The organism is Pseudophaeobacter profundi, assembly GCF_029697505.1.
Lineage (GTDB): Bacteria > Pseudomonadota > Alphaproteobacteria > Rhodobacterales > Rhodobacteraceae > Pseudophaeobacter > Pseudophaeobacter profundi.
Genome location: NZ_JARJEF010000005.1, coordinates 135,956 through 156,544, shown reverse-complemented (window position 1 = coordinate 156,544; position 20,589 = coordinate 135,956). Strand labels below are relative to the sequence as shown.

Annotated in this window: 21 protein-coding genes; 8 read left to right on the top strand and 13 right to left on the bottom strand. The window is 60.4% G+C overall.

Annotation, left to right across the window (positions count from 1 at the left end):
* Positions 1–74 precede the first annotated feature (74 nt).
* Positions 75–1,115 carry an NAD(P)/FAD-dependent oxidoreductase gene (locus P2081_RS10495; RefSeq protein ID WP_278922817.1) on the top strand — a complete coding sequence of 347 codons (1,041 nt, stop codon included), beginning with the start codon at positions 75–77 and terminating at the stop codon, positions 1,113–1,115.
* A gap of 16 nt (positions 1,116–1,131) precedes the next feature.
* Here the strand turns inward: P2081_RS10495 and P2081_RS10490 are convergent, their stop codons facing one another.
* The 3 genes from P2081_RS10490 to P2081_RS10480 all read right to left on the bottom strand — a co-directional run bounded on the left by P2081_RS10490 (position 1,132) and on the right by P2081_RS10480 (position 3,773).
* Entirely contained in the window at positions 1,132–1,914 is a 783-nt protein-coding gene (locus tag P2081_RS10490) for an HTD2 family dehydratase (RefSeq protein WP_278922906.1), read from the bottom strand.
* 200 nt (positions 1,915–2,114) lie between these two features.
* Positions 2,115–2,774 carry a YiaD family glycine zipper/OmpA-like lipoprotein gene (locus P2081_RS10485; protein WP_278922816.1) on the bottom strand — a complete coding sequence of 220 codons (660 nt, stop codon included), beginning with the start codon at positions 2,772–2,774 and terminating at the stop codon, positions 2,115–2,117.
* Positions 2,775–2,903: 129 nt separating this feature from the next.
* Positions 2,904–3,773: a bifunctional transcriptional activator/DNA repair enzyme AdaA gene (locus tag P2081_RS10480; protein WP_278922815.1), complete on the bottom strand. Its 870-nt coding sequence runs from the start codon at positions 3,771–3,773 to the stop codon at positions 2,904–2,906.
* Positions 3,774–3,948: 175 nt separating this feature from the next.
* Between P2081_RS10480 and nth the strand changes: the two genes are divergently transcribed.
* Both nth and P2081_RS10470 read left to right on the top strand, forming a co-directional pair.
* Entirely contained in the window at positions 3,949–4,593 is a 645-nt protein-coding gene (gene nth, locus P2081_RS10475) for an endonuclease III (RefSeq protein ID WP_278922814.1), read from the top strand.
* Positions 4,590–5,579 (top strand): adenosine kinase, encoded by a 990-nt coding sequence (locus P2081_RS10470; protein ID WP_278922813.1) that lies wholly within the window; start codon positions 4,590–4,592, stop codon positions 5,577–5,579. The genes nth and P2081_RS10470 overlap by 4 nt, the downstream gene beginning before the upstream one ends.
* A gap of 36 nt (positions 5,580–5,615) precedes the next feature.
* Here the strand turns inward: P2081_RS10470 and P2081_RS10465 are convergent, their stop codons facing one another.
* Positions 5,616–6,104, bottom strand: coding sequence for a MarR family winged helix-turn-helix transcriptional regulator (locus P2081_RS10465; protein WP_278922812.1), 489 nt, complete (start codon positions 6,102–6,104; stop codon positions 5,616–5,618).
* A gap of 82 nt (positions 6,105–6,186) precedes the next feature.
* On the opposite strand from P2081_RS10465, the gene P2081_RS10460 reads away from it, so the two are divergent.
* Positions 6,187–7,059: an EamA family transporter gene (locus P2081_RS10460; protein WP_278922811.1), complete on the top strand. Its 873-nt coding sequence runs from the start codon at positions 6,187–6,189 to the stop codon at positions 7,057–7,059.
* Positions 7,060–7,082: 23 nt separating this feature from the next.
* On the opposite strand, the gene P2081_RS10455 is transcribed toward P2081_RS10460, so the two are convergent.
* A complete protein-coding gene (locus P2081_RS10455) occupies positions 7,083–7,565 on the bottom strand; it encodes an RNA pyrophosphohydrolase (protein ID WP_278922810.1) in 483 nt (160 codons plus the stop codon).
* Positions 7,566–7,732: 167 nt separating this feature from the next.
* On the opposite strand from P2081_RS10455, the gene P2081_RS10450 reads away from it, so the two are divergent.
* Complete coding sequence (locus tag P2081_RS10450; protein ID WP_278922809.1) at positions 7,733–9,760, top strand: NADPH-dependent 2,4-dienoyl-CoA reductase; 2,028 nt, start codon at positions 7,733–7,735, stop codon at positions 9,758–9,760.
* 83 nt (positions 9,761–9,843) lie between these two features.
* Here the strand turns inward: P2081_RS10450 and P2081_RS10445 are convergent, their stop codons facing one another.
* Positions 9,844–11,508, bottom strand: coding sequence for a methyl-accepting chemotaxis protein (locus P2081_RS10445; protein ID WP_278922808.1), 1,665 nt, complete (start codon positions 11,506–11,508; stop codon positions 9,844–9,846).
* 472 nt (positions 11,509–11,980) lie between these two features.
* On the opposite strand from P2081_RS10445, the gene P2081_RS10440 reads away from it, so the two are divergent.
* Entirely contained in the window at positions 11,981–12,898 is a 918-nt protein-coding gene (locus P2081_RS10440; RefSeq protein ID WP_278922807.1) for a LysR family transcriptional regulator, read from the top strand.
* 156 nt (positions 12,899–13,054) lie between these two features.
* Here the strand turns inward: P2081_RS10440 and P2081_RS10435 are convergent, their stop codons facing one another.
* From P2081_RS10435 to P2081_RS10420, 4 genes are read right to left on the bottom strand one after another with little or no spacing between them, the layout of a single operon-like run.
* Complete coding sequence (locus P2081_RS10435) at positions 13,055–14,074, bottom strand: OmpA family protein (protein WP_278922806.1); 1,020 nt, start codon at positions 14,072–14,074, stop codon at positions 13,055–13,057.
* On the bottom strand, positions 14,071–14,643 hold the full coding sequence (locus tag P2081_RS10430) for a peroxidase-related enzyme (protein WP_278922805.1): 573 nt from the start codon (positions 14,641–14,643) through the stop codon (positions 14,071–14,073). Before P2081_RS10430 ends, P2081_RS10435 begins: the two co-directional genes overlap by 4 nt.
* 6 nt (positions 14,644–14,649) lie before the next feature.
* Positions 14,650–15,408 (bottom strand): GNAT family N-acetyltransferase, encoded by a 759-nt coding sequence (locus tag P2081_RS10425; protein ID WP_278922804.1) that lies wholly within the window; start codon positions 15,406–15,408, stop codon positions 14,650–14,652.
* Complete coding sequence (locus tag P2081_RS10420) at positions 15,405–16,127, bottom strand: competence/damage-inducible protein A (RefSeq protein WP_232402851.1); 723 nt, start codon at positions 16,125–16,127, stop codon at positions 15,405–15,407. The genes P2081_RS10425 and P2081_RS10420 overlap by 4 nt, the downstream gene beginning before the upstream one ends.
* 199 nt (positions 16,128–16,326) lie before the next feature.
* Between P2081_RS10420 and sfsA the strand changes: the two genes are divergently transcribed.
* Complete coding sequence (gene sfsA, locus P2081_RS10415) at positions 16,327–17,028, top strand: DNA/RNA nuclease SfsA (RefSeq protein WP_278922803.1); 702 nt, start codon at positions 16,327–16,329, stop codon at positions 17,026–17,028.
* Between the two features lie 175 nt (positions 17,029–17,203).
* Complete coding sequence (gene map / locus P2081_RS10410; RefSeq protein WP_278922802.1) at positions 17,204–18,013, top strand: type I methionyl aminopeptidase; 810 nt, start codon at positions 17,204–17,206, stop codon at positions 18,011–18,013.
* A gap of 76 nt (positions 18,014–18,089) precedes the next feature.
* Here map and P2081_RS10405 read toward each other — a convergent pair whose 3' ends face one another.
* The 3 genes from P2081_RS10405 to P2081_RS10395 are packed head-to-tail and all read right to left on the bottom strand — an operon-like array spanning position 18,090 to position 20,572.
* Positions 18,090–18,752 (bottom strand): HAD family hydrolase, encoded by a 663-nt coding sequence (locus P2081_RS10405; RefSeq protein ID WP_278922801.1) that lies wholly within the window; start codon positions 18,750–18,752, stop codon positions 18,090–18,092.
* 51 nt (positions 18,753–18,803) lie between these two features.
* Positions 18,804–19,364, bottom strand: coding sequence for a 16S rRNA (guanine(966)-N(2))-methyltransferase RsmD (gene rsmD / locus P2081_RS10400; protein ID WP_278922800.1), 561 nt, complete (start codon positions 19,362–19,364; stop codon positions 18,804–18,806).
* Positions 19,361–20,572, bottom strand: a complete 1,212-nt coding sequence (locus P2081_RS10395) for an NAD(P)/FAD-dependent oxidoreductase (protein ID WP_278922799.1) — start codon at positions 20,570–20,572, stop codon at positions 19,361–19,363. The genes rsmD and P2081_RS10395 overlap by 4 nt, the downstream gene beginning before the upstream one ends.
* Between the last annotated feature and the right edge of the window lie 17 nt (positions 20,573–20,589).

Genomic DNA, 20,589 nt, shown 5'->3' with positions numbered 1-20,589 from the left:
GTGATATCTGAAGCTGGTGCGCGCTGAATCGCAGCTCCGTGCAGCTGGCGTGACACTGGCGAAAGGTCGGAAAAATGGCAATGGCAGATATCACAGTGCGCGGCGCTGGCGCCTTTGGGCTGGCGATTGCCTGGGCCTGCACCCAGCGCGGTGCCCGCGTTCAGGTGGTCGACCCGCAAGGCCCCGGCGCCGGGGCCAGCGGTGGGATCGTAGGGGCGCTGGCCCCACATGTGCCAGAGAACTGGAACCCAAAGAAACAGTTTCAGCTGGAAAGCCTGCTGATGGCCACCACGTTCTGGGCCGAGGTCGAGGCCGCAGGCCATCTCTCGGCTGGCTATGGGCGCTGCGGTCGGCTGCAGCCGCTGAAGGACGCGCGCGCGGTAGAGCTGGCCCATCAGCGCGCCATTTCGGCCAAGGATCTCTGGCAAGGGCAGGCGCAATGGCAGGTCCGTCCGGTCACGGACCTGGGCCCCTGGTGCCCGCCCAGCCCCACCGGCCTGGTGGTACAGGACAGTCTGAGCGGTCGGCTGCATCCGCGCCAATCCTGCGCCGCGCTGGTGGCGGCACTGACCGCGCATAGAGTTCCCATCCTGCGCGATGCCCCCGATGCCGGGCTGGTGCTGCATGCCAAGGGCCATGCAGGGCTGCAAGAATTGAACATCGCCTTTGACCGCCCCCTGGGCAATGGGGTCAAGGGGCAGGCGGCACTGCTGCGCTATGATGCGGGTGCGGTGCCCCAGCTCTATGCGGATGGGCTGCATATCATCCCGCATGCGGATGGCACGGTGGCGATAGGATCAACCAGCGAGCGCGATTATGACGACCCGACCAGCACCGATGCCCAGCTCGATGCGGTGATCGCACGGGCGCGGGCGGCAGTTCCGGTGCTGGCAGATGCGGCCGTGATCGAACGCTGGGCCGGGCTGCGCCCCAGAGCCAAGAGCCGCGCCCCCATGCTGGGGCAATGGCCGGATCGACCCGGACATTTCATCGCCAATGGCGGCTTTAAGATTGGCTTTGGCATGGCCCCAAAGGTCGCCAGCGTCATGGCAGATCTGATGCTGGATGGGGTGGATGCAATCCCGGCAGGCTTTGCCGTCAGCGATAATCTGTAGGCGCTGTCCGGCAGCCTTATCCAACAGCACTGGCCGGGACCGCACTGGCCTGCATGCATTGGCGCCCATCCGGTGCCCGCACCCACAGGTCTGTCCCGTTGCAGCACAGGGTCGCCTCTTCGAAATGCATCAATGGCGCGGTGGCACGGAATGAGAACTCTGCCAACGGCCCCATCAGATCCTCTGCCAAAAGCATCAACTGCTGTGCCAAAAGCGGACCATGCACCACCAATCCGGCATAGCCTTCCACGTCGCGGGCATAGTCCTGATCATAGTGGATCCGGTGGCCATTGAAGGTCAGAGCTGAATAGCGAAACAACAGGGTCGAGCTGAACTGCACGCTGCGAGCCACCTCTTCATCGGCACGCGCCTGCGGTGGGACTGGTTTGGCAGCGGATGGATCCGGGTCTTCGCGGTAGACGAGATCGTGCCATTCCTGCACGCACAGTACCCCTGCCTGCCAGATCTCATGCCGCAGCGTGACAAAACCCAGCGAGCCAGTGCGCCCCTGTTTGCGCCCCACGTGTTCAACGCAGGAACGTTTTTCCGCCTCTTGTCCGGCCAGCAGCGGGCGTTCAAAACGCAAGCGCCCCCCTGCCCACATACGCCGGGGCAGGCCAAGGTCCGGGATCAACCCGGATGCGCCGCGCCCCGGATGCCCATCCCTGCCCAGCTGCTCTGGCGCGACGGGGGTCCAGAAATACAGTTGATGAAAGAACGGCGGCAGCGCGGACCCGGATGTGATGTCCGGCGTCAGGCCCAGTGCCACCTGCAATGCGGCGGCACGGGCTGGATCCATCACATCACAGGCGCACAGGATCTGCGCTGTCCCTGGAAAATCTTCGGCGCCTGGCGGCGCGGCGGGAGCTTGTTTGTCAGTCATGAAGCCATCTTAGCGTCGGGCAGCACCTGCGCAACTGCAGAAAGGGCAATGAAAAAGGGCCGCATCACATGCGACCCCTCGCTTGGGCTTTCAGCCCCTCGCCCAAAGGCGCGGGTTCACCCAGAGGTGGGGACAATGACAATTTCAACCCGGCGGTTCTGCGCCTTGCCCTCGGTCGTCAGATTGCTGGCCACCGGCTGCTCTTCGCCGCGGCCAAAGATCTGCAGCCGGTTATAGGGCACGCCGCCCGCCTGCACCTGATCGGCCACGGTATTTGCCCGCCGCTCTGACAGGGCCTGGTTATAGGTCGCGTCACCGTCGCTATCAGTATGGCCAATCACCTGCACCGCGCTGTTGGGATATTTCACCAGGCTCTGCGAAACCTGACGCAGATCGCCCTGAACGGCGGGGGAAATGGCCGAACTATCGGTGGCAAAGGTCAGATCATTGGGCAGGGAAACGATCAGCCGATCGCCAGTATTGACGATGCTGATGCCAGAATTGGACAGGTTCTGGCGCAGCTCTGCCTCTTGCTTGTCCAGCTGGTTGCCGATCAGGCCGCCGACCAGCGCCCCGGCGACAGCACCGCCCGCCACAGCCGCGCCCTTGTTGCTGGAATTGGAAATCCCCGCAAGACCGGCCCCCACAAGCGCCCCCGCGATCAAGCCAGTGCGCTCTTTATTGCCGGGCTGACGGATATCGCCCGTATCGGTGCAGGCCGAGAGCCCAAGGGTCACGGCCAGAAGGCCCGCGCTGGAAATTTTCAAAATGGTCATTTCGACACCTATTTTTCTGCTCAATTGACACAGGGTTTGCGCCATCACGCCGTTATATCATGCCTGGTGGCAATTGGCTCAACCTCCCTAGCAGGAATCTGGGCGGAAACCTGCGCAAGTGCCGCGCTTTCAGCTCTGCGCGGGCATGCGGGGACGGGCCGTATCCTCGCTGCGAGCGCTTTCATAGGCCAGGATCGCGCGTTTCACTGGCTGCCCCCAATGATAGCCGCCCAGTTCACCGGATTTCTTCAGGGCGCGATGGCAGGGTATCAACCAGCTGACCGGATTACGGCCAACGGCAGTGCCAACGGCGCGCACGGCTTTGGGAGCGCCAATGGACCTGGCAATTTCCGAATAGCTGGTAACATGGCCGTCGGGGATCGCTAGCAGCGCCTCCCAGACCTTTATCTGCAGTGGTGCGCCAATCAGATGCAGCTTGGTTTCGCCCTTCTGGGCAAAGGCCGTATCCACCAGCGGGCGCAGCGCCGTGGGGTCTTCGACAAAGCGGGCCTGCGGCCAGCGCCCGCGCAGATCTGCAAGGGTTGGCTCTGCCCCGGTTTCCGCCGCAAAACCCAGCCCGCAGATGCCCTTGTCAGTGCCCATCACCAGGGCCAGCCCAAAGGGGCTGTCAAACCAGCCCCACAGGATCTCCAACCCGGCGCCTTTGCGGGCGTATTCGCCCGGGCTCATGGCTTCCCAGCGCAGAAACAGATCGTGCAACCGGCCAGATCCCGACAGCCCAACCGCATGGGCGGTATCAAGGGTGGAAAAGCGGTCGCGCAACAGGGTCTTGGCATGACCCAGCCGCAGATATTGTTGATAGCGTTTGGGAGAGACCCCCACCCAGGCCGAAAACAGGCGCTGAAAATGCGCCGGGCTCATCCCCATCTGCCGCGCCAGATCTTCCAGGGGCAGTTCATCGCCACCGGCATCAATCAATTCGATGGCGCGGCGCATCACACCATAGTGATAGCTTTCTTCGTTTGGCTGGATGGTCATCTGCTTTCCCCTGTCGCCTTCTGCCCCAGCATAGCGGCTGGCCACCAACCCCGGCGACCCGAAACCTGCGCGAAGCACAAAATCGCAGGCCAGACCGTTGCAAGGCAAGGACTTCGAAACCCTGTACGCCTTTTTTGTTTGCGCAGGGCCACGCCAAAAGGCATTAAGACCCGCGATGGCAAAACAACTCGATTATCATACCATCCGCGAGATATTCTCGCGGTTTCAGGCAGCAGAACCAGAGCCAAAGGGCGAGCTGGAGCATGTCAATGTCTATACGTTGGTGGTGGCTGTGGCCCTGTCGGCGCAGGCAACCGATGCTGGCGTCAACAAAGCCACCCGCGCCCTGTTCAAAATCGCGGACACTCCGCAGAAAATGCTGGATCTGGGACTGGAAGGCGTCACCGAACATATCAAGACCATTGGCCTGTTTCGGCAAAAAGCCAAGAACGTCATCAAGCTCAGCCAGATTTTGGTAGATGACTACGGCGGTGAGGTGCCAAATTCGCGCGCCGCACTGCAGTCGCTGCCGGGAGTTGGCCGCAAGACCGCCAATGTAGTGCTGAACATGTGGTGGCATCAGCCTGCCCAGGCGGTGGACACCCATATCTTTCGCGTTGGCAACCGGTCCGGCATTGCGCCAGGCAAGGACGTCGATGCGGTGGAACGCGCCGTCGAAGATAATATTCCCGCTGACTTTCAGCAACATGCACATCATTGGCTGATCCTGCATGGCCGCTATCACTGCAAAGCACGCAAACCGCTTTGCGGCACCTGTCTGATCCGCGATCTCTGTCAATATGAGGACAAGAACCTATGAAAACCTACCAGATCGTTGGCATCGGCAATGCTGTTGTCGACGTAATCTCGCAAAGCGATGACAGTTTTTTGGCCCATATGGGCATTGAGAAAGGCATCATGCAGCTGATCGAGCGGGAGCGGGGCGAGGTGCTTTATGGCGCGATGGAAGGTCGGGTACAGACGCCAGGTGGATCCGTCGCAAATACCATCGCTGGCGCCGGCACCCTGGGCCTGGATGCGGCCTTTATTGGCCGGGTACACGACGATGCCCTGGGACATTTCTATGCCAATGCGATGAATGAAGAGGGCGTCGATTTCGTCAATCCGCCAGTCACCGGAGGAGAGCTGCCGACCTCGCGCTCGATGATCTTTGTCTCCCCCGATGGGGAACGGTCGATGAACACCTATCTTGGTATCTCTTCCGAGCTGAGCAGCGCCGATGTGCCCGACGCGGTGGCCGGCAATGCCCAGATCATGTTTCTGGAAGGCTATCTCTTTGACAAAGACAAGGGCAAGTCAGCCTTTTTGGAAGCGGCGCGCGATTGCCGCAAGAGCGGCGGCAAATCCGGCATTGCCATCTCGGATCCGTTTTGTGTTGAACGCCACCGCGCAGATTTCCTGCAACTGATCGAACATGATCTGGATTTTGTCATCGGCAATCAGGACGAAATCAAATCTCTGTTTGAAACCGATGATCTGGAGACGGCCCTGGCCAAGACCAGCGCGATCTGTCCGCTGGTGATCTGCACCCGATCAGGCGATGGCGTCACTGTGATCAGCGGCGAGACGCGCCTGGATGTACCGGTAAAAACCGTGGTGCCTGTGGATGCAACCGGCGCAGGCGATCAATTTGCCGCTGGTTTCTTGTTTGGCCTGGCGACCGAGCGTGATCTGGAAACCTGCGCCAAGATCGGCAACCTCTGCGCCGCCGAAGTCATCAGCCATATCGGCCCGCGGCCAGAGGCCAATATGACGGAACTTCTGCGCGACGCAGGGCTTCTGTAACCCCAAGATGCCTGCGGAACAGGCCTAGCCAGCGCGTTAGGCCTGTTCCGCAGCAACCAGCGCCCGGGACAGCAAAGTCTTAAATGTGCTGCGTTCGTCTTGGGACATCGCCGCAAGCAGGCGCTCTTGCGTGGCCACATGTTCTTCGACCACCTGGTCAATCAGGGCCAGCCCCTCGGGGCTGAGTTCAATCAGAAAACTGCGACTGTCACCCGGATTGATCTGGCGCAGCACTAGGCCGTCGGCCTCTAGCCGGGCAATGCGGTTGGTCATGGTCCCCGAGGCCACCATCGTTGCAGACAGCAAAGCCCCCGGTGACAGCCGATATGGCGCGCCAGAGCGGCGCAGCGTGGCAAGCACATCAAATTTCGCCGCATTCAGACCAAACCGGCCAAAGGTCACCTGCATCCCCTCTTGATAGGCAAGGTACAGCCGGGCCACCCGTCCGATGATCGCCATGGCGCTGACATCCAGGTCGGGCCGCTCTTGCGCCCATTGGTCAGTGATAAAATCTACATGGTCCATGATCGATCTCTGGGCATCTTTTATCTTGACGTCAAGATAAAATCAATTATCTCGACATCAAGATAACTCGCAGGAGCCCCCAATGCCCAGACTGGATCTCATCCTTACCGCGCTTGCCCCGGCTATCTGGGGCAGCAGCTACATCGTCACCACCAGCCTACTGCCCGGCCAGTCCCCGCTGTTGGTGGCGCTGCTGAGGGCCCTGCCCGCCGGGCTGTTACTGCTGCTTGTCGTGCGGCAATTGCCACCGCTGAACTGGATCCCCCGGCTCTTGGTACTGGGGGCCCTGAACTTTTCGCTGTTCTGGACCCTGTTGTTTGTGTCTGCCTATCGTCTGCCCGGCGGAGTTGCCGCAACGCTGGGCGCAGCGCAGCCGCTTCTGGTGGTGTTCTTCTCGGCCTATATGTTGAACACCCCCATCCGCCCCGCCGCGTTGCTCGCTGCAGGACTTAGCATTGTCGGCGTGGCGCTTCTGGTGCTGTCTCCGGCGGCAACCCTTGATCTCTGGGGTATTCTGGCAGGATTGGGCGGCGCGGCCTCGATGGCAGCGGGTGTGGTCTTGACCCGCAAATGGCAGCCGCCGGTGCCACCGCTTACCTTTACCGCCTGGCAGCTGACCGCCGGCGGGCTGCTGCTGATCCCCTTTGCCCTGTTCGGGCTGGACACCGTTCCCAGTTTCACCAGTGCCAATGTGATCGGCCTGGCCTACATGAGCCTGGTTGGCGGCGCACTGACCTATATCTTGTGGTTTCGCGGCTTGTCGCGGATTGAACCTGCCAAGGTCTCCCTGCTGGGCGTGCTCAGCCCTCTGTCCGCGGTGCTCTTGGGCTGGATCATCCTGGCGGAACACCTGACCCCGCTGCAAATCGCAGGCGCGGCGCTGACCCTGTTCAGCCTTTGGCTGGGGCAGACGAAGCTACGCCTCTTTCGTGCCAAAACCGCACCGCAGCCCTAGTGCCCCACCAGGATATGGGGCGCTTACAGATGCGCCTCAAATTCCTGAACAACGCGGGCATAGACCTCGCGTTTGAAGGGGACGATCTTTTCCACCAGCTGATCCACCGGCTGCCAGCACCAAGCCGAAAATTCGGGGTGCTCGGTCTCGATATTGATCTGCTCGTCACGGCCAAGAAAGCGCATCAGATACCATTTCTGTTCCTGGCCGCGATACTTGCCGCCCCAGAACTTTGGCACCACGTCATGCGGCAGTTCATAGGGCAGCCAACCGTCGCTTTCGGCGATGATTTCAACCAGATCCTGGGTCACTCCGGTTTCTTCTTCCAGCTCCCGCAGGGCCGCAAGGCGGGCGTCTTCGCCCCGGTCGATCCCACCTTGCGGCATTTGCCAGGCATCCTGAAACCGGTCTTTGCGCTGCGCCACAAAAACCTCATTCTTGGCATTGATAAGCATGATACCGACATTGGGGCGGTAGGGCAGCTTTGCGATCTCTTGCGGCGTCATCTGGGGGTCCTTGGCTAGGGGCGGCGTTCGAAGGTGCCGATGCAGGAAAGTGATTTCGCCCCTTTAGACCCGGTGTCGCCGGGGCAGGCAAGGGGGTGACGCCGCGTTGAGGCGTGACAAGCGCCCGCCCGCAGGGCAATTTCACCGCAACTGCAAGGGAGAGTGTCATGACTGCGTACCCAAATCTTCTGGCGCCGCTGGATCTTGGATTTACCACACTAAAGAACCGCGTGCTTATGGGCTCTATGCACACGGGGCTGGAAGAAACCAAGGACTGGAACCGGGTGGCCGAATTCTACGCGGAACGTGCCCGCGGCGATGTCGCGCTGATGGTCACCGGCGGCATTGGCCCCAACCTTGAAGGTTCTGTCCTGCCCGGCGCGGCAATGATGACCACGGAAGAAGACGCTGCCAACCACGCCATTGTCACCCAGCGCGTGCATGAGGCTGGCGGCAAGATCGCCATGCAGATCCTGCACGCAGGCCGCTATTCCTATGGGCCAAAATGCGTTGCCCCCAGCCCGGTGAAATCGCCAATCTCCCCCTTTCCGCCACATGAGCTGGACGAAGCAGGCATCGAGAAGCAAATCGCCGATATCGTCAATGCGGCCGTGCTTGCCCAGCAAGCGGGCTATGACGGGGTGGAGATCATGGGCTCCGAGGGTTATTTTCTCAACCAGTTCCTGGTCACCCATACCAACAAGCGCGCCGACCGCTGGGGCGGATCCTATGAAAACCGCATGCGCCTGCCCATCGAAGTGGTCCGCCGCACCCGCGAAGCCGTGGGCCGTGATTTCATCATCATCTATCGCCTGTCGATGATCGACCTGGTGCCAAATGGGTCCACCCATGATGAGGTGGTGCAACTGGCGCAAGAGGTTGAAAAGGCCGGCGCTACCATAATAAATACTGGCATCGGCTGGCACGAAGCGCGCATTCCAACAATCGCCACATCCGTTCCGCGCGCGGCCTTTGCCTGGGTCACCAAGAAACTGATGGGCAAGGTCTCGATCCCGGTGATCACCTCGAACCGGATCAACACGCCGGAAGTGGGCGAAGAGGTGCTGGCCACCGGCTGCGCCGATATGGTGTCAATGGCGCGACCGATGTTGGCGGATGCGCATTTTGTTGCCAAGGCCAAGGCCGGCAAGGGCAATCAGATTGCTCCCTGCATCGGCTGCAATCAGGCCTGCCTCGACCATACTTTTGGCGGCAAGCTGACCTCATGCCTGGTCAACCCCATGGCCTGCCACGAGACCGAGCTGGTGCTTGGCAAGGCGGATGTCATCAAATCCGTGGCGATTGTGGGCGCCGGTCCTGCCGGGTTGTCAACCGCGCTGGCGGCGGCCGAGCGCGGCCACCGGGTCACCCTCTTTGACAGGGCAGATGAAATCGGCGGCCAGCTCAACATGGCAAAACAGGTGCCCGGCAAGGAAGAGTTCTGGGGGTTTGTAGATTGGTATCGCACCATGGTGTCCGAGGCCGGGATCACCCTGAAACTGGGGCGCAGCGTCACAGCTGATGATCTGACCGGATTTGATGAGGTGATCATTGCCACCGGTGTCATTCCCCGCGACCCGACCATTCCTGGCCAGGACCGGCCCGAAGTGCTGAGCTACATCGACGTGCTGCGCCACAAGAAACCCGTCGGCAAGACGGTTGCGGTGATTGGCGCTGGCGGCATTGGCTTTGACGTCAGCGAATACCTGCTGCACGAAGGCACCAGCCCAACCAAAGACCTGCCCTTGTGGATGAAGGAATGGGGCGTTACCGACCCGGCAGAACACCGCGCCGGCCTCGCCCCCGAAGGACCACAGCCCGAGGCACCAGCCCGCGACATCACCCTGTTGCAGCGAAAGAAGCAGGCCCATGGCAAGGGGCTTGGCAAGACCACCGGCTGGATCCACCGTGCAACGCTGAAAATGAAGGGGGTAAACTTTGTCGGCGGCGTCAACTATGAACGCATCGACGACGAGGGCCTGCATGTCAGCTTTGGCGAGGCGCGGGAAAACCCCACGGTGATCGCCGCTGAAACCTATGTACTTTGTGCCGGGCAGGTGCCCGACCGCAGCCTTGCGGATGCGCTAGAGGCCAAGGGAGTTTCCTGCCATGTCATCGGCGGTGCCGATGTTGCTGCCGAGCTGGATGCCAAACGCGCAATCAATCAGGGCACTCGCCTGGCAGCCACGCTGTAACGCGGACAACAAGCCCCGCAACATAAGGCGGGGGCACCGCATACTGGCGCGGTGCCCCCATTTTGTTTCCAGTGGTGGCAAGATCAGGCGATCAGGCGTTCGGGCTTGTCGCCCCCTGATTCGCCGGCAAACTTTTGCAACAGATCCGTCAGCCGCGAGGCTTCGTTCCGCATCGTCTGACTGGCGTTGCTGGTATCTTGAACCATGGCTGCATTTTCTTGGGTGACCTTGTCCAGCTGGGCAACGCCAACGTTGATTTCGCGCAGACCCGACGCCTGTTCCGTCGCAGAAGACGCTATGGAAGATACCAAGCCAGAAACGCTAGTCACACTCTCAACGATCTGAGCCAGAGTTTCACTGGTGGCCTGCACCAGGCGCTCGCCTTCGGACACTTGCGTCGAACTGTTGGTGACCAGCCCCTTGATGTCACTGGCAGATTTCGCTGCCAAATGGGCCAGGCTACGCACTTCCGAGGCAACAACAGCAAAGCCGCGACCGGCCTCACCTGCGCGGGCGGCCTCTACCCCTGCATTCAACGCCAGAAGGCTGGTTTGAAAGGCTATATCGTCAATTACGGTGATGATCTTGCTGATGCTTTCCGACGATTCCGCAATCGAAGTCATCGCCTGCATCGCCTCTTGCATCACCTCACCGCCCTGTTCGGCACGTCTGCGGCCTTCGGCGGCCTGCTGATCTGCGGCCTGGGCCTGTTCTGCAGCGGATTGAACGCTGGCTGACAGCTGTTCAAGTGCAGCAGCAGATTCTTCCAGGGTTGCGGCCTGAGTCTCTGCCCGGTGTGACATCTCATCAGACATGGTCGACAGGCCACGTGCATTTTCGTCTACTGCACGGGAGCTGGTGCGCAATTCATCAACCAACCCACCGATGGCATTGGCCAGATCATTGAAATCAATGCAAAGCATCTCATAGCTCTCGCCCAGATCGCTCCAGTCTCCTGCGGTGATACGCTGCTGCATATCGCCAGATTTCAGATGCGCCATAGCACTGCTGAGGGTCTGAAAAAGCTCTACCCGGCGCTTGTTTTCTTCCTGATTGCGCACCTCGATGGTCTGCGCCTCGCCCAGCCTGTCGCGCAGCGCAGCAAGATTGCGGGCAATTGCGCCCAACTCATCACGCCGGTGGGTATCTTCGATCTCGCTGCTATAGTCTTCCTCGGCCAATCGGCTGACCGCATTTGCAGCCTCAACCACCGGACGGCTGAGCAACTGACCAAAGACCAGCGCCATGACCAGAGAGCCAATCATCGCCGCCAGACTGGTCCCCAATTGAATCGCCTCACTGCGCGCGATCAAGGCCGTGATATGATCCTCAACCAGCTGCTTGCGTTGCCCCATCGTGTCTTGCAGCACATCAACCCCATCACGCAACGAAGAGATCGCAGGAATAATCTCACCATATGCAATATCGCGGCGGGCCTCTGGTTCGGCCTGTTCCAGCCGTGCGGTTGTGGCTGCAAACCCATCCAGAGTGGGCTGCAGCGCCATTACCGCATCAAAGACATCTTGCTGCTTTGCGCTCTCGATAGAGACTGAAACGAAACGACCTTCGGCGGCGGCGACCTCCGCAACCACCTCTTCGATGTTGCCACGCAGCCCGGCAAGTCCCTTGGCATCGCCCCCGGTATACGCCAGCAGATCCGCCAGACCCTGCTCGATATCTTCCTTCATGTCATCGAGGCTCTTGAGTTGTGCCACCACCACGCGGGATTGATAGATGCTATCGGTCAAACGATTGCTAACCAGCCAGGATGTTGCCGCAATTGCAGAAAGCATTACGACAAAGATGCCCCCCAAAATAAAAATCTGTGTCCGCAAAGAGAAACGATGCATTTAGCTTACCCTCAAGAATTAGTGCCGGGACCATGATGTCCAGTTGGGAACTACTGTGCCGGGGACAGGTATAGATTCAGTTATTTTCCGCCTACTTCTTGGGCACAACTGGACGAATACTCCTACCTTTTCGTTCACATTTTAATCTACGCAGCCCCCTATCTCCGCAGGGCCTGCAGCCTGATCATGCCCCACTGCGCAGCTAAGCGGTTGTGTAAGCCATGTACTGCCCATGCCCCAACCGGTCGCCACCGTTTCCACAATGCAAACGATCCGGCAAAAACCCTGCAATTATCCCACCCCCGCCGCGTTCTTGCCAGAATTCGGCGCCAAACCAAGGCTCAGAGAATGCACAACAAGGACCCCGCAAATGGATCGACTGACCGAAATGGAGGCCTTTGCCAATGTCGTGGACCAAGGCGGGTTCACGGATGCGGCAAAAAAGATGGGGATTTCCAAATCCGCCGTTTCCAAACATGTCTCCAGCCTCGAAACCCGATTGGGTGCACGACTGCTGAACCGCACCACCCGACGGGTATCGCCAACAGAAATTGGTCTCGCCTATTATGATCGTGCCCGCCGGGTGCTGAATGATGCCGGAGAAGCCGACGCCCTGGTCTCTTCCATGCAATCCGCGCCATCAGGCCTGCTGCGTATTTCAGTGGCCACCGATTTTGGCGTCAATCACCTGTCGCCGGTTCTGTCCAACTTTCTGCGCGATTTTCCCGATATCACCGTCAACATGGTTCTCAACAACCGCTATGTCGAGCTGATCTCGGAAGGGTTCGACATGGCCCTTCGGATTGGCGAGCTGGAAGACAGCTCCCTGAAGGCACGCAAGCTGACTGAAACCAACAAGCGCATGATCGCCTCGCCCAGCTATCTGGAACAATTTGGCCGCCCGCAAAAGATTGACGATCTGAACAGTCACAAGCTTTTGCATTATTCCAACCAGTCCAGCGGCAATGTCTGGAAAATCACTGCGCCATCCGGCGAAAAACGCCAGGTGCGCACCTCCGGCTGGCTATCGGTGAATGACGGACAATCCCTGCTTAACGCGGCGATTTCCGGGCTTGGGATCGCCTATCTGCCCAGCTATCTCTATTCCGAGGCGATGGCCGAAGGATTGGTCGAAGACGTCATGCCCAGCCTGCCAATGGAAACCCAGGGCATATATGCGGTCTACCCGCCCGGAAAGTTTACCCAGCCCAAAGTGCGCGCCTTCATTGATTTTCTGGCACATGCCTTTGCCGACAAGGACGCAATGAACTGGTCCCAGTCGAACTAGGCCCCGTATGGCGAGATAGCTTGCCGACATCGGGGACAAATTGCCGGGCGGGATCTGACGTTTCCCTTGGCAGCGCCCAGCGTGCAACAGCCCCTGCCCAGGCAGGGGCTGTGCCACCTTCAGCCCGCCGCAGCAGCAGGGGCAGTCGGGCCCAGCCTAGTTGGACAGCAGCACCACTTCGACCCGGCGGTTTGTCTCGCGCCCCTCAACCGTCAGATTGCTGGCCAGAGGCGCCATATAGCCGGCACCTGCGGCCTCAATGCGATCAGCCTCAATACCGTATTCCTGCACCAGGGCCTCTTTCACCGATGCAGCACGGCGTTGCGATAGCGCGACATTATCCGCCAGCCCGCCAACCGTATCCGTATGGCCGACAATCAGAATTCTGGCCTCTGGCTGGCCTGTCAAGAATGCCACCAGCCGTTCCAGGCTGGGACCTGCGCCCTGCCCCAGGGTGACCGCCCCGGTATTAAAGGCCATCCCCTTGAGCACCGCATGACCCTGTTGCAACAATTGCTGCCGCAGCTGCAGGGGCGCCTTGGGCGCGGGTTGTTCTGCGCCTGCAACCGCCAGCGGTGGTTCGGTTGGCGGGCCAAGTTCGATCAGCTGAATATAGCTGGCCTCACCACTGTGCGACACCAGAACGGAAACCAGCTGCGGTTCGGGGCTGTCCGGGATCTGCGCGGCCAGAAAGTGATAGTCCGACAGGCTGACCACCATATCAGGGGCTGGCATCACCTCGATGCCAAAGCGGAAATCAAAACCGCCGCACTGGCGCGCGGCGCATTGGAACAGGATCTCGTAGCCCTGCGCCACCAGTTGGCTGCGCAAAAGATCCAGCACCTGCAGCACCGTGGCTTCACCTTCCAGCTGCCAACTACGCCGCAGAATTCGTCCTTCGGCCAGGCGCTGCGGGATGCCCTGCTCGGAATAGGGGCCTATCGGCAGGGCATAGCTGCCCAATGCCGTTTCCCGCCGCGATCTGAGGCTGGCCCCTGCGGGCAGTTGCAAATCCATCTCTGCCACTGCCGCGTCGCCCTCTGCCAGAACCGGGGGTGCCACCACCCAAAGCCCCCCGCCCAGCACAGCAGCAAGAACAAGGGACACAAGGCCGACAGGGCGTTGCTTTGACGGGCCAAAGCCAGCCTGGCCTGGCGTGATCTGGCCAGATGTCATCTAGACTGGGCGTGATAGGCGTCGTTCGGCGCCATCCCCGTGGCTGAGGCAACCCGATTGGACATGTTATAAAAACCGGTCACATTGGCAATGTCCCAGATATCACGATCCGTGAAACCAACCTGGCGCAGGGCGGCACGGTCGCTTTCTTCGATCTCGGCGCTGGCCTTGGTCACCTTGACGGCAAAATCCAGCATCGCCCGCTGCCGGGCGTCCAGCGGGGCCACCCGGTAATTCATCACCAGCATTTCCCCCAGCTTGGGGTCGCCCGACAGTTGGCGCACCGCCGCGCCATGGGCTGCGAGACAATAAAAACAGCTGTTTACGGCCGAAACCACCACCGCGATCATCTCGCGCTCCAGCTTGCTTAATGCGCTGTCACCCAGCATTAGCTCGTTATAGAGCGCACTGAATGTATTCAGTTTGTTTTCATCAAAAGAATGGGCGCGCAGCACATTGGGCACCATGCCCAGCTTATCCTGGCAGACATTGAAATATTTCTGCATGCCAGCAGGCAGCGGATCTAGCGGCGGCAGGTCCAGTGCGGTGGGGGCGGTTTCCTCGGTCATGGTCAATTACTCTCCTGTTGGCAAATGGCGATAGTGATACTGTCCGCAGCAGGTCATGCCGAGGGATGCGTAGAGCTTGTTTGCGCCGGTATTGGCTTTGGTGCAGAGCACCGCCATTTCCTGCGCGCCAGCCTCGGCGGCCCAGAACCCGGCCTGCCGCATCATCCAGACCCCCATGCCACGGCGGCGCTGGTGGGGCAGGATTTCAAGCGCATGCACCATGGCCACATCATCATGCACCGCAACAAACCCGGCGCCGGCCGGCTTGTCATCATAGCGCCCCAGCAAGGCAGCCTTGGGGCCGGATACCCGCTCCATCACCGCCTGCCGTTCCATCCCGATCCCGCCGGAAATCCAGATCTCGCGCTGGATTTCCAACGGCGACCAAAGCGCAAAGGTGGTGACGCGGGGGATTTCAACCTGCGTCAACAGGGAAATCGGGCAGGTCCAGAGGTTGACCGGATCCTTGATCGCATAGCCACGATCCGCCAGTTGGGCGTCCAGCTCTGCCTGGCCATCGCGGATCATGAAAAGGCAGCTTTGCCCCATGGCACGCATCGCCTGTTCTGCCTCTGTAATCTCGGCCTCAGTGGCCGGACCCTCGACGCTGGCGGCCGAAACCCGGCTGCCTGCCTCCTGCCCTTCGCGCAGCGTAACAGGACCCAGGCGGCGTTTGCTCGCAGGCGGCCAGGTGGCCTCGACCACCTCGTAGTATTTGGGATCTGTCAGGGCATCCCTGTCAGCATCAGCCGATGCTTCGGTCATAGGCCCATCTCCTGTGCCAGTTCGCTCATGGCGGCATCAACTGCCGCGCCCTCCTGCCCCCGGATCACCACATTGGCACCATAGGCCCCATTATGCTGAAACGGATAGCACCCGATCGAAACATCACTGTGGCGCGCCGCGAGATCCGACAGGAAGGCCGCGATATCGCCCTCACCGCGCATCAGGCGCAGGCTCTGCGACAAGAGCGGCGCGCCGCCGCTCAGCCCTGGCAGCACGCTGGCCACCATGGCCTGAAACACCATTGGCACCCCGGCCATCACATGCACATTGCCCAGGCTGAACCCCGGCGCCGAAGACACCGGGTTGTCAATGAGAAGCGCGCCGTCAGGGATCCGCGCCATGCGCAGGCGGGCGGCGTTCAACTCCTGGCCAGAGTTGGCATAATGGGCCGCCAGGATCGCGCGGGCATCCTCGCGCACATCCAGATGCGCCTCAAAGGCCTGGGCAATACAGTCGGCGGTAATATCATCGTGGGTGGGCCCAATGCCGCCGCTGGTGAACACGTGATCGTATCCAGCGCTAAGCGCCTGAACTGCCGCAACAATTGCCGATGCCTCGTCGCTGACCACGCGCACTTCCTTCAGGTCGATGCCCTGCTTGGTCAGTTCGGTGGCGAGAAAATGTGTGTTGGTATCGCGGGTGCGCCCGGACAGGATTTCATCTCCGATGACCAGCATCGCTGCACTGGGGTTGGGCATTCGTTCGCTCCATGTTGCGGCTCTGAGTCTGGCCTGTTCTGCAGGATAGCTTCTCCTGCCTTGAGAGCAAGACGCCATCCTGCCCCAGTCGGCAATTGCGCCGAATTGCCCGCAAAGACCCGGTGCAGATCCACCCGGCCTACTGATAGTTTTCCCGTGATAGATTGACATCCCCGCCGCCTGCGTTACCCAAAGGCGCATGGACTTTACCACACCGCTGATCCGCGCCACCCTGCTGCGTCGTTACAAACGCTTTCTTGCCGATTGCCGCCTGGCGGATGGTCGCGAAATCACCGCCCACTGCGCCAACCCCGGCTCTATGATGGGGCTGGCCGAACCGGGCATGGTGGTCTGGCTGGAACCCAATGATGATCCAAAGAAAAAGCTGAAATACGGCTGGCGGCTGGTGGAGCATGATGATGGGACTTTTACCGGCGTTGATACCTCGGTGCCTAATCGTGCCCTGAAGGCCGCCCTGATGGCTGGCGAAATCCCCGCGTTAGCCGCCTACAAGACGGTGCGCCCCGAAGTAAAATATGGCGATAACAGCCGGATAGACTTTCTGCTGTCCCAGCCCGGTCTGCCCGATTGTTATGTCGAGGTCAAAAGCGTCACCCTGTCGCGCCAACCGGGGCTGGCAGAGTTCCCCGACAGCGTCACGGCGCGCGGCACCAAACATCTGAACGAACTGGCAAACATGGCTAACCAAGGCTATCGCGCCGTGATGTTCTATCTGGTACAGCGCACCGATTGCGACCGGTTCGCCCTAGCGGCAGATATCGATCCGGCCTATGCGGCAACCTTCAAGCGCGCCCAGGCGGCAGGGGTGGAACGGCTGATCTACGCCACCGAGATTTCCCCGCAGGCCATCACCATCGGCAAGGCACTGCCCGGCGTCTGAACAAACTGCGTGACCAGACCGCCCGCCACCTGGTCCCTTGGCTTTTGCCAAGTGTTCTTACAAACTGGCTGCAGGATTTGGCCGCAGATTTCGGATTTGCCGCGCGCCCTCTGGTTCTTTTCACCAAATCCGCTTACATAGCCCTGCAAGACACGAGCCTACGGAGCCCAGCTTGATGAGATCAAAAGACGGCCGCACCACCAAAGACGGCATTCGCATTTACCAAGAGGCCGATTTTGCCGGCATGCATGTGGCCGGAAAGCTGGCCGCGCAGATCCTTGATGACATCGCCGTGTATGTTGTGCCCGGTCAGACCACCGGGGAAATCGACCGCATCATCACCAATATGGTCGAAGAGGCCGGTGCAAAATCCGCCACCATAGGATACAAGGGCTATCAGCACGCCAGCTGCATCTCGGTGAACCACGTGGTCTGCCACGGCATCCCAAGCGAGAAAAAGCTGAAAGACGGCGATATTCTCAACATTGATGTCACCGTGATTGTCGATGGCTGGTTTGGTGATACCTCACGGATGTTTGTGGCCGGCAAACTGTCGCGCAAGGCCGAACGCCTGATCCAGGTCACCCATGACAGCCTGATGAAGGGGATCGAAGCGGTAAAGCCCGGCAATACCTTTGGCGATATTGGCCATGCCATCCAGTCCTACGCCGAAAGCCAGCGCATGAGCGTGGTACGCGATTTCTGCGGTCATGGCCTGGGGCAGGTCTTTCATGCACCGCCCAACGTGCTGCACTATGGCCGCCCCGGCACAGGCCCCACACTGGAAGAGGGCATGTTCTTCACCATCGAACCCATGATCAATCTGGGCCGCCCGGAAACCAAGATCCTGGCCGATGAATGGACCGCCGTCACCCGCGACAAATCGCTGACCGCGCAGTTTGAACATTCCATCGGCGTAACCGCAGATGGGTTTGACATCTTTACACTGTCGCCCGGCGGCAAGTTTCACCCGACCTACGGCTGACACAGCGCCCTGTGCGCCCCATCGCAAGGCCCCGACTGTTGTGGTTGGGGCTTTGCTGTTTTCTGGTGCCGTCGGATCACAGGCCGATCAGCGCCGGAACCTGTGCCATATCGGTAAAGATCTCGCCGCCCTGCGCTGCAAGGGTCCGGCCGTCCCCGTCTGGGACAAAGCCCAGACAGCGCATCCCGGCGCGCGCTGCCGCCAGGGCGCCGGTTGCGCTATCCTCAATCACCAGACAGTCTCGTGCCTGGACACCAAAATGGCTGGCCGCCGCCAGAAACAGCCCCGGATCGGGCTTGGACACGCCCAAGGAATGCGCCGAGAACATCGCGCTGGGATGAAACCGTTCCCACAGCCCGTTCTGCCCCAGGGTGATGCGCATCTTGTCCTCGCTGCCATTGGACGCCACGCAGATTGGGATGCGCTGCTCCTCCAGCCGGGCCAGCAGATCCGCCACGCCCGGCATCAGCGCCACACCCGTTTCCAAGGCCGCATAGATTTCGCGATATATTTCGTCCACCCAGTCCACGTGCAAATCAGCCCCCAGGGCGATGGCCCGCTGCATCACCCCTGGCATGGTGCCACCGACAAACAATTCCAACGATCGCTCTAGCGTCAGATGCAGCCCGTGCCGTGCAAGATTGTCGATCAACGCCTGGTTAGAGACCCGCTCGCTATCGACCAAGACGCCGTCACAATCAAAGATAATCAGTTTTGGCGTCGGAAAGGTTGTGGGCATATTGATACGGTCCTGTCACAGCGCCTGCCCGTCCTGGCCCGGCCTGCTGCTTTACACTACCATTCTGCGCAGCATCAGGGTGATATGGCTATCACCATATTTGCGGGCATCCCGTAAATCATAGCCCGCAGGCGGCGACATCGGCGCGTTTTCTTCCCAGATGATCAGCGCATCCTCGGCGATCCAGCCACCGGCTTCGGCCACCTGCAGCGCCTTTTCCCCCAGGCCCTTGCCATAGGGCGGATCAAGGAACACCACATCAAAGGGCGCATCCGGGTTTGCACCCAATTTCAGCGCATTGCGACTGATCAAGCTACATTGATCTGCAGCGCGGCACAGCGTGATATTCTTGCGGATCAATCCCTGCGACACCCGACCATCATCGACAAATGTCACGCTCTCGGCCCCGCGCGACAGGGCCTCTAGCCCCAGCGCGCCAGTGCCGGCAAAAAGATCCAGCACCCGCATGCCCGCGAAATCGACCTGATGCGCCAGCACGTTAAACAGGCTTTCGCGCACCCGGTCGGTGGTGGGGCGCAGATGCGCGCCCGCATCGCCCTTGCCCAGCGCGGTCAGTGCGCGCCCGCGAAAATCACCTGCGATGATCCTCATGCTTTCAGCAGCGGCTTCAAGTCTGCCGCGGGATCTGCCACCACCGCTTTGTCAGCGGTTTTGCCCATGTCAATCAACCGCTTGCCAACCATATAGGCGCGTGGATCATTCATCGCATCCACCGCAACCAACTGATCGCCCCGGTAATACCAGAATGAGGTTGTGCGCCCCTCACCAGCCCGCGTCACCACTGAATCATAACCGGTGTTCAACCCGGCAATCTGCAGTTTGACATCATATTGATCAGACCAGAACCAGGGCGTCGCAACATAGGTCTTGGCAGCGCCCATCATATTTTGCGCCACCACTTCGGCCTGATCAATGGCATTGGGCACGCTTTCCAATCGGATGCGCCCCCCCTTGTAGGGGAAAGAAGCACAATCGCCCGCCGACCAGATCGCCGGATCAGAGGTCCGCCCCTGCGCATCGGTCTTGATGCCGTTATCCAGCGCCAGCCCGGCCATCTCGGCCAGTTGGGTGCTCGGCGTGATGCCTGCGCCAACAACGACAAAATCAACATCCAGCACGGAACCGTTGCTCAGCTCTGCCCGGCTGACCTTGCCCGCAGCCCCGTGCAACTGTTGCAGCCCGACCCCTTCCAGAATATCGACACCATGGTTTTCGTGCAGGTCGCGAAAATAGTCGGATGTTTCCGGCGCGGCAACACGTTGCAGAATGCGCTCGGCCATCTCTACCAGAGTGACCTTGACGCCGCGCTTGGCGCAGACCGCAGCCGCCTCTAGCCCGATATAGCCGCCACCGACGATCAGCGCCCGCTTACCCTCGACCACATGCGGCGCCATTGCATCCACATCCGCCAGGCTACGCACCACAAAGACGCCGCCAAGGTCGCCGCCAATGGCAGCAGGCAGATGCCGTGGGTCGGACCCGGTGGTAAGGGCCAGCTGATCATAGGCAATCACTTCATCCCCGATGGAAACGGTTTTGGCCGCAGGATCGATTGCCGTCACCCGACAGCCCAGACGCAGTGTGATGTTGTTGTCGCTATAAAAACTCTCAGGGCGCAGAAACAGCCGTTCCAGCGCAAGCTCCCCCAGCAGATAGGCCTTGGACAGGGGAGGCCGCTGATAAGGCAGGGCAGTTTCGGCACCAATCAGGGTGATATCCCCGTCAAACCCATCATTGCGCAGCTTTGCCACCAGGGACGATCCGGCCTGCCCTGCACCGATTACAACGATATGGCTCATTTCACCCTTTGCCTTTC

Coding starts and splice junctions, on each gene's coding strand:
- P2081_RS10495 (WP_278922817.1), top strand. CDS start 75: ATGGCAATGGCAGATATCACAGTGCGCGGCGCTGGCGCCTTTGGGCTG.
- P2081_RS10490 (WP_278922906.1), bottom strand. CDS start 1,914: ATGGATCCAGCCCGTGCCGCCGCATTGCAGGTGGCACTGGGCCTGACG.
- P2081_RS10485 (WP_278922816.1), bottom strand. CDS start 2,774: ATGACCATTTTGAAAATTTCCAGCGCGGGCCTTCTGGCCGTGACCCTT.
- P2081_RS10480 (WP_278922815.1), bottom strand. CDS start 3,773: ATGACCATCCAGCCAAACGAAGAAAGCTATCACTATGGTGTGATGCGC.
- nth (WP_278922814.1), top strand. CDS start 3,949: ATGGCAAAACAACTCGATTATCATACCATCCGCGAGATATTCTCGCGG.
- P2081_RS10470 (WP_278922813.1), top strand. CDS start 4,590: ATGAAAACCTACCAGATCGTTGGCATCGGCAATGCTGTTGTCGACGTA.
- P2081_RS10465 (WP_278922812.1), bottom strand. CDS start 6,104: ATGGACCATGTAGATTTTATCACTGACCAATGGGCGCAAGAGCGGCCC.
- P2081_RS10460 (WP_278922811.1), top strand. CDS start 6,187: ATGCCCAGACTGGATCTCATCCTTACCGCGCTTGCCCCGGCTATCTGG.
- P2081_RS10455 (WP_278922810.1), bottom strand. CDS start 7,565: ATGACGCCGCAAGAGATCGCAAAGCTGCCCTACCGCCCCAATGTCGGT.
- P2081_RS10450 (WP_278922809.1), top strand. CDS start 7,733: ATGACTGCGTACCCAAATCTTCTGGCGCCGCTGGATCTTGGATTTACC.
- P2081_RS10440 (WP_278922807.1), top strand. CDS start 11,981: ATGGATCGACTGACCGAAATGGAGGCCTTTGCCAATGTCGTGGACCAA.
- P2081_RS10435 (WP_278922806.1), bottom strand. CDS start 14,074: ATGACATCTGGCCAGATCACGCCAGGCCAGGCTGGCTTTGGCCCGTCA.
- P2081_RS10430 (WP_278922805.1), bottom strand. CDS start 14,643: ATGACCGAGGAAACCGCCCCCACCGCACTGGACCTGCCGCCGCTAGAT.
- P2081_RS10425 (WP_278922804.1), bottom strand. CDS start 15,408: ATGACCGAAGCATCGGCTGATGCTGACAGGGATGCCCTGACAGATCCC.
- P2081_RS10420 (WP_232402851.1), bottom strand. CDS start 16,127: ATGCCCAACCCCAGTGCAGCGATGCTGGTCATCGGAGATGAAATCCTG.
- sfsA (WP_278922803.1), top strand. CDS start 16,327: ATGGACTTTACCACACCGCTGATCCGCGCCACCCTGCTGCGTCGTTAC.
- map (WP_278922802.1), top strand. CDS start 17,204: ATGAGATCAAAAGACGGCCGCACCACCAAAGACGGCATTCGCATTTAC.
- P2081_RS10405 (WP_278922801.1), bottom strand. CDS start 18,752: ATGCCCACAACCTTTCCGACGCCAAAACTGATTATCTTTGATTGTGAC.
- rsmD (WP_278922800.1), bottom strand. CDS start 19,364: ATGAGGATCATCGCAGGTGATTTTCGCGGGCGCGCACTGACCGCGCTG.
- P2081_RS10395 (WP_278922799.1), bottom strand. CDS start 20,572: ATGAGCCATATCGTTGTAATCGGTGCAGGGCAGGCCGGATCGTCCCTG.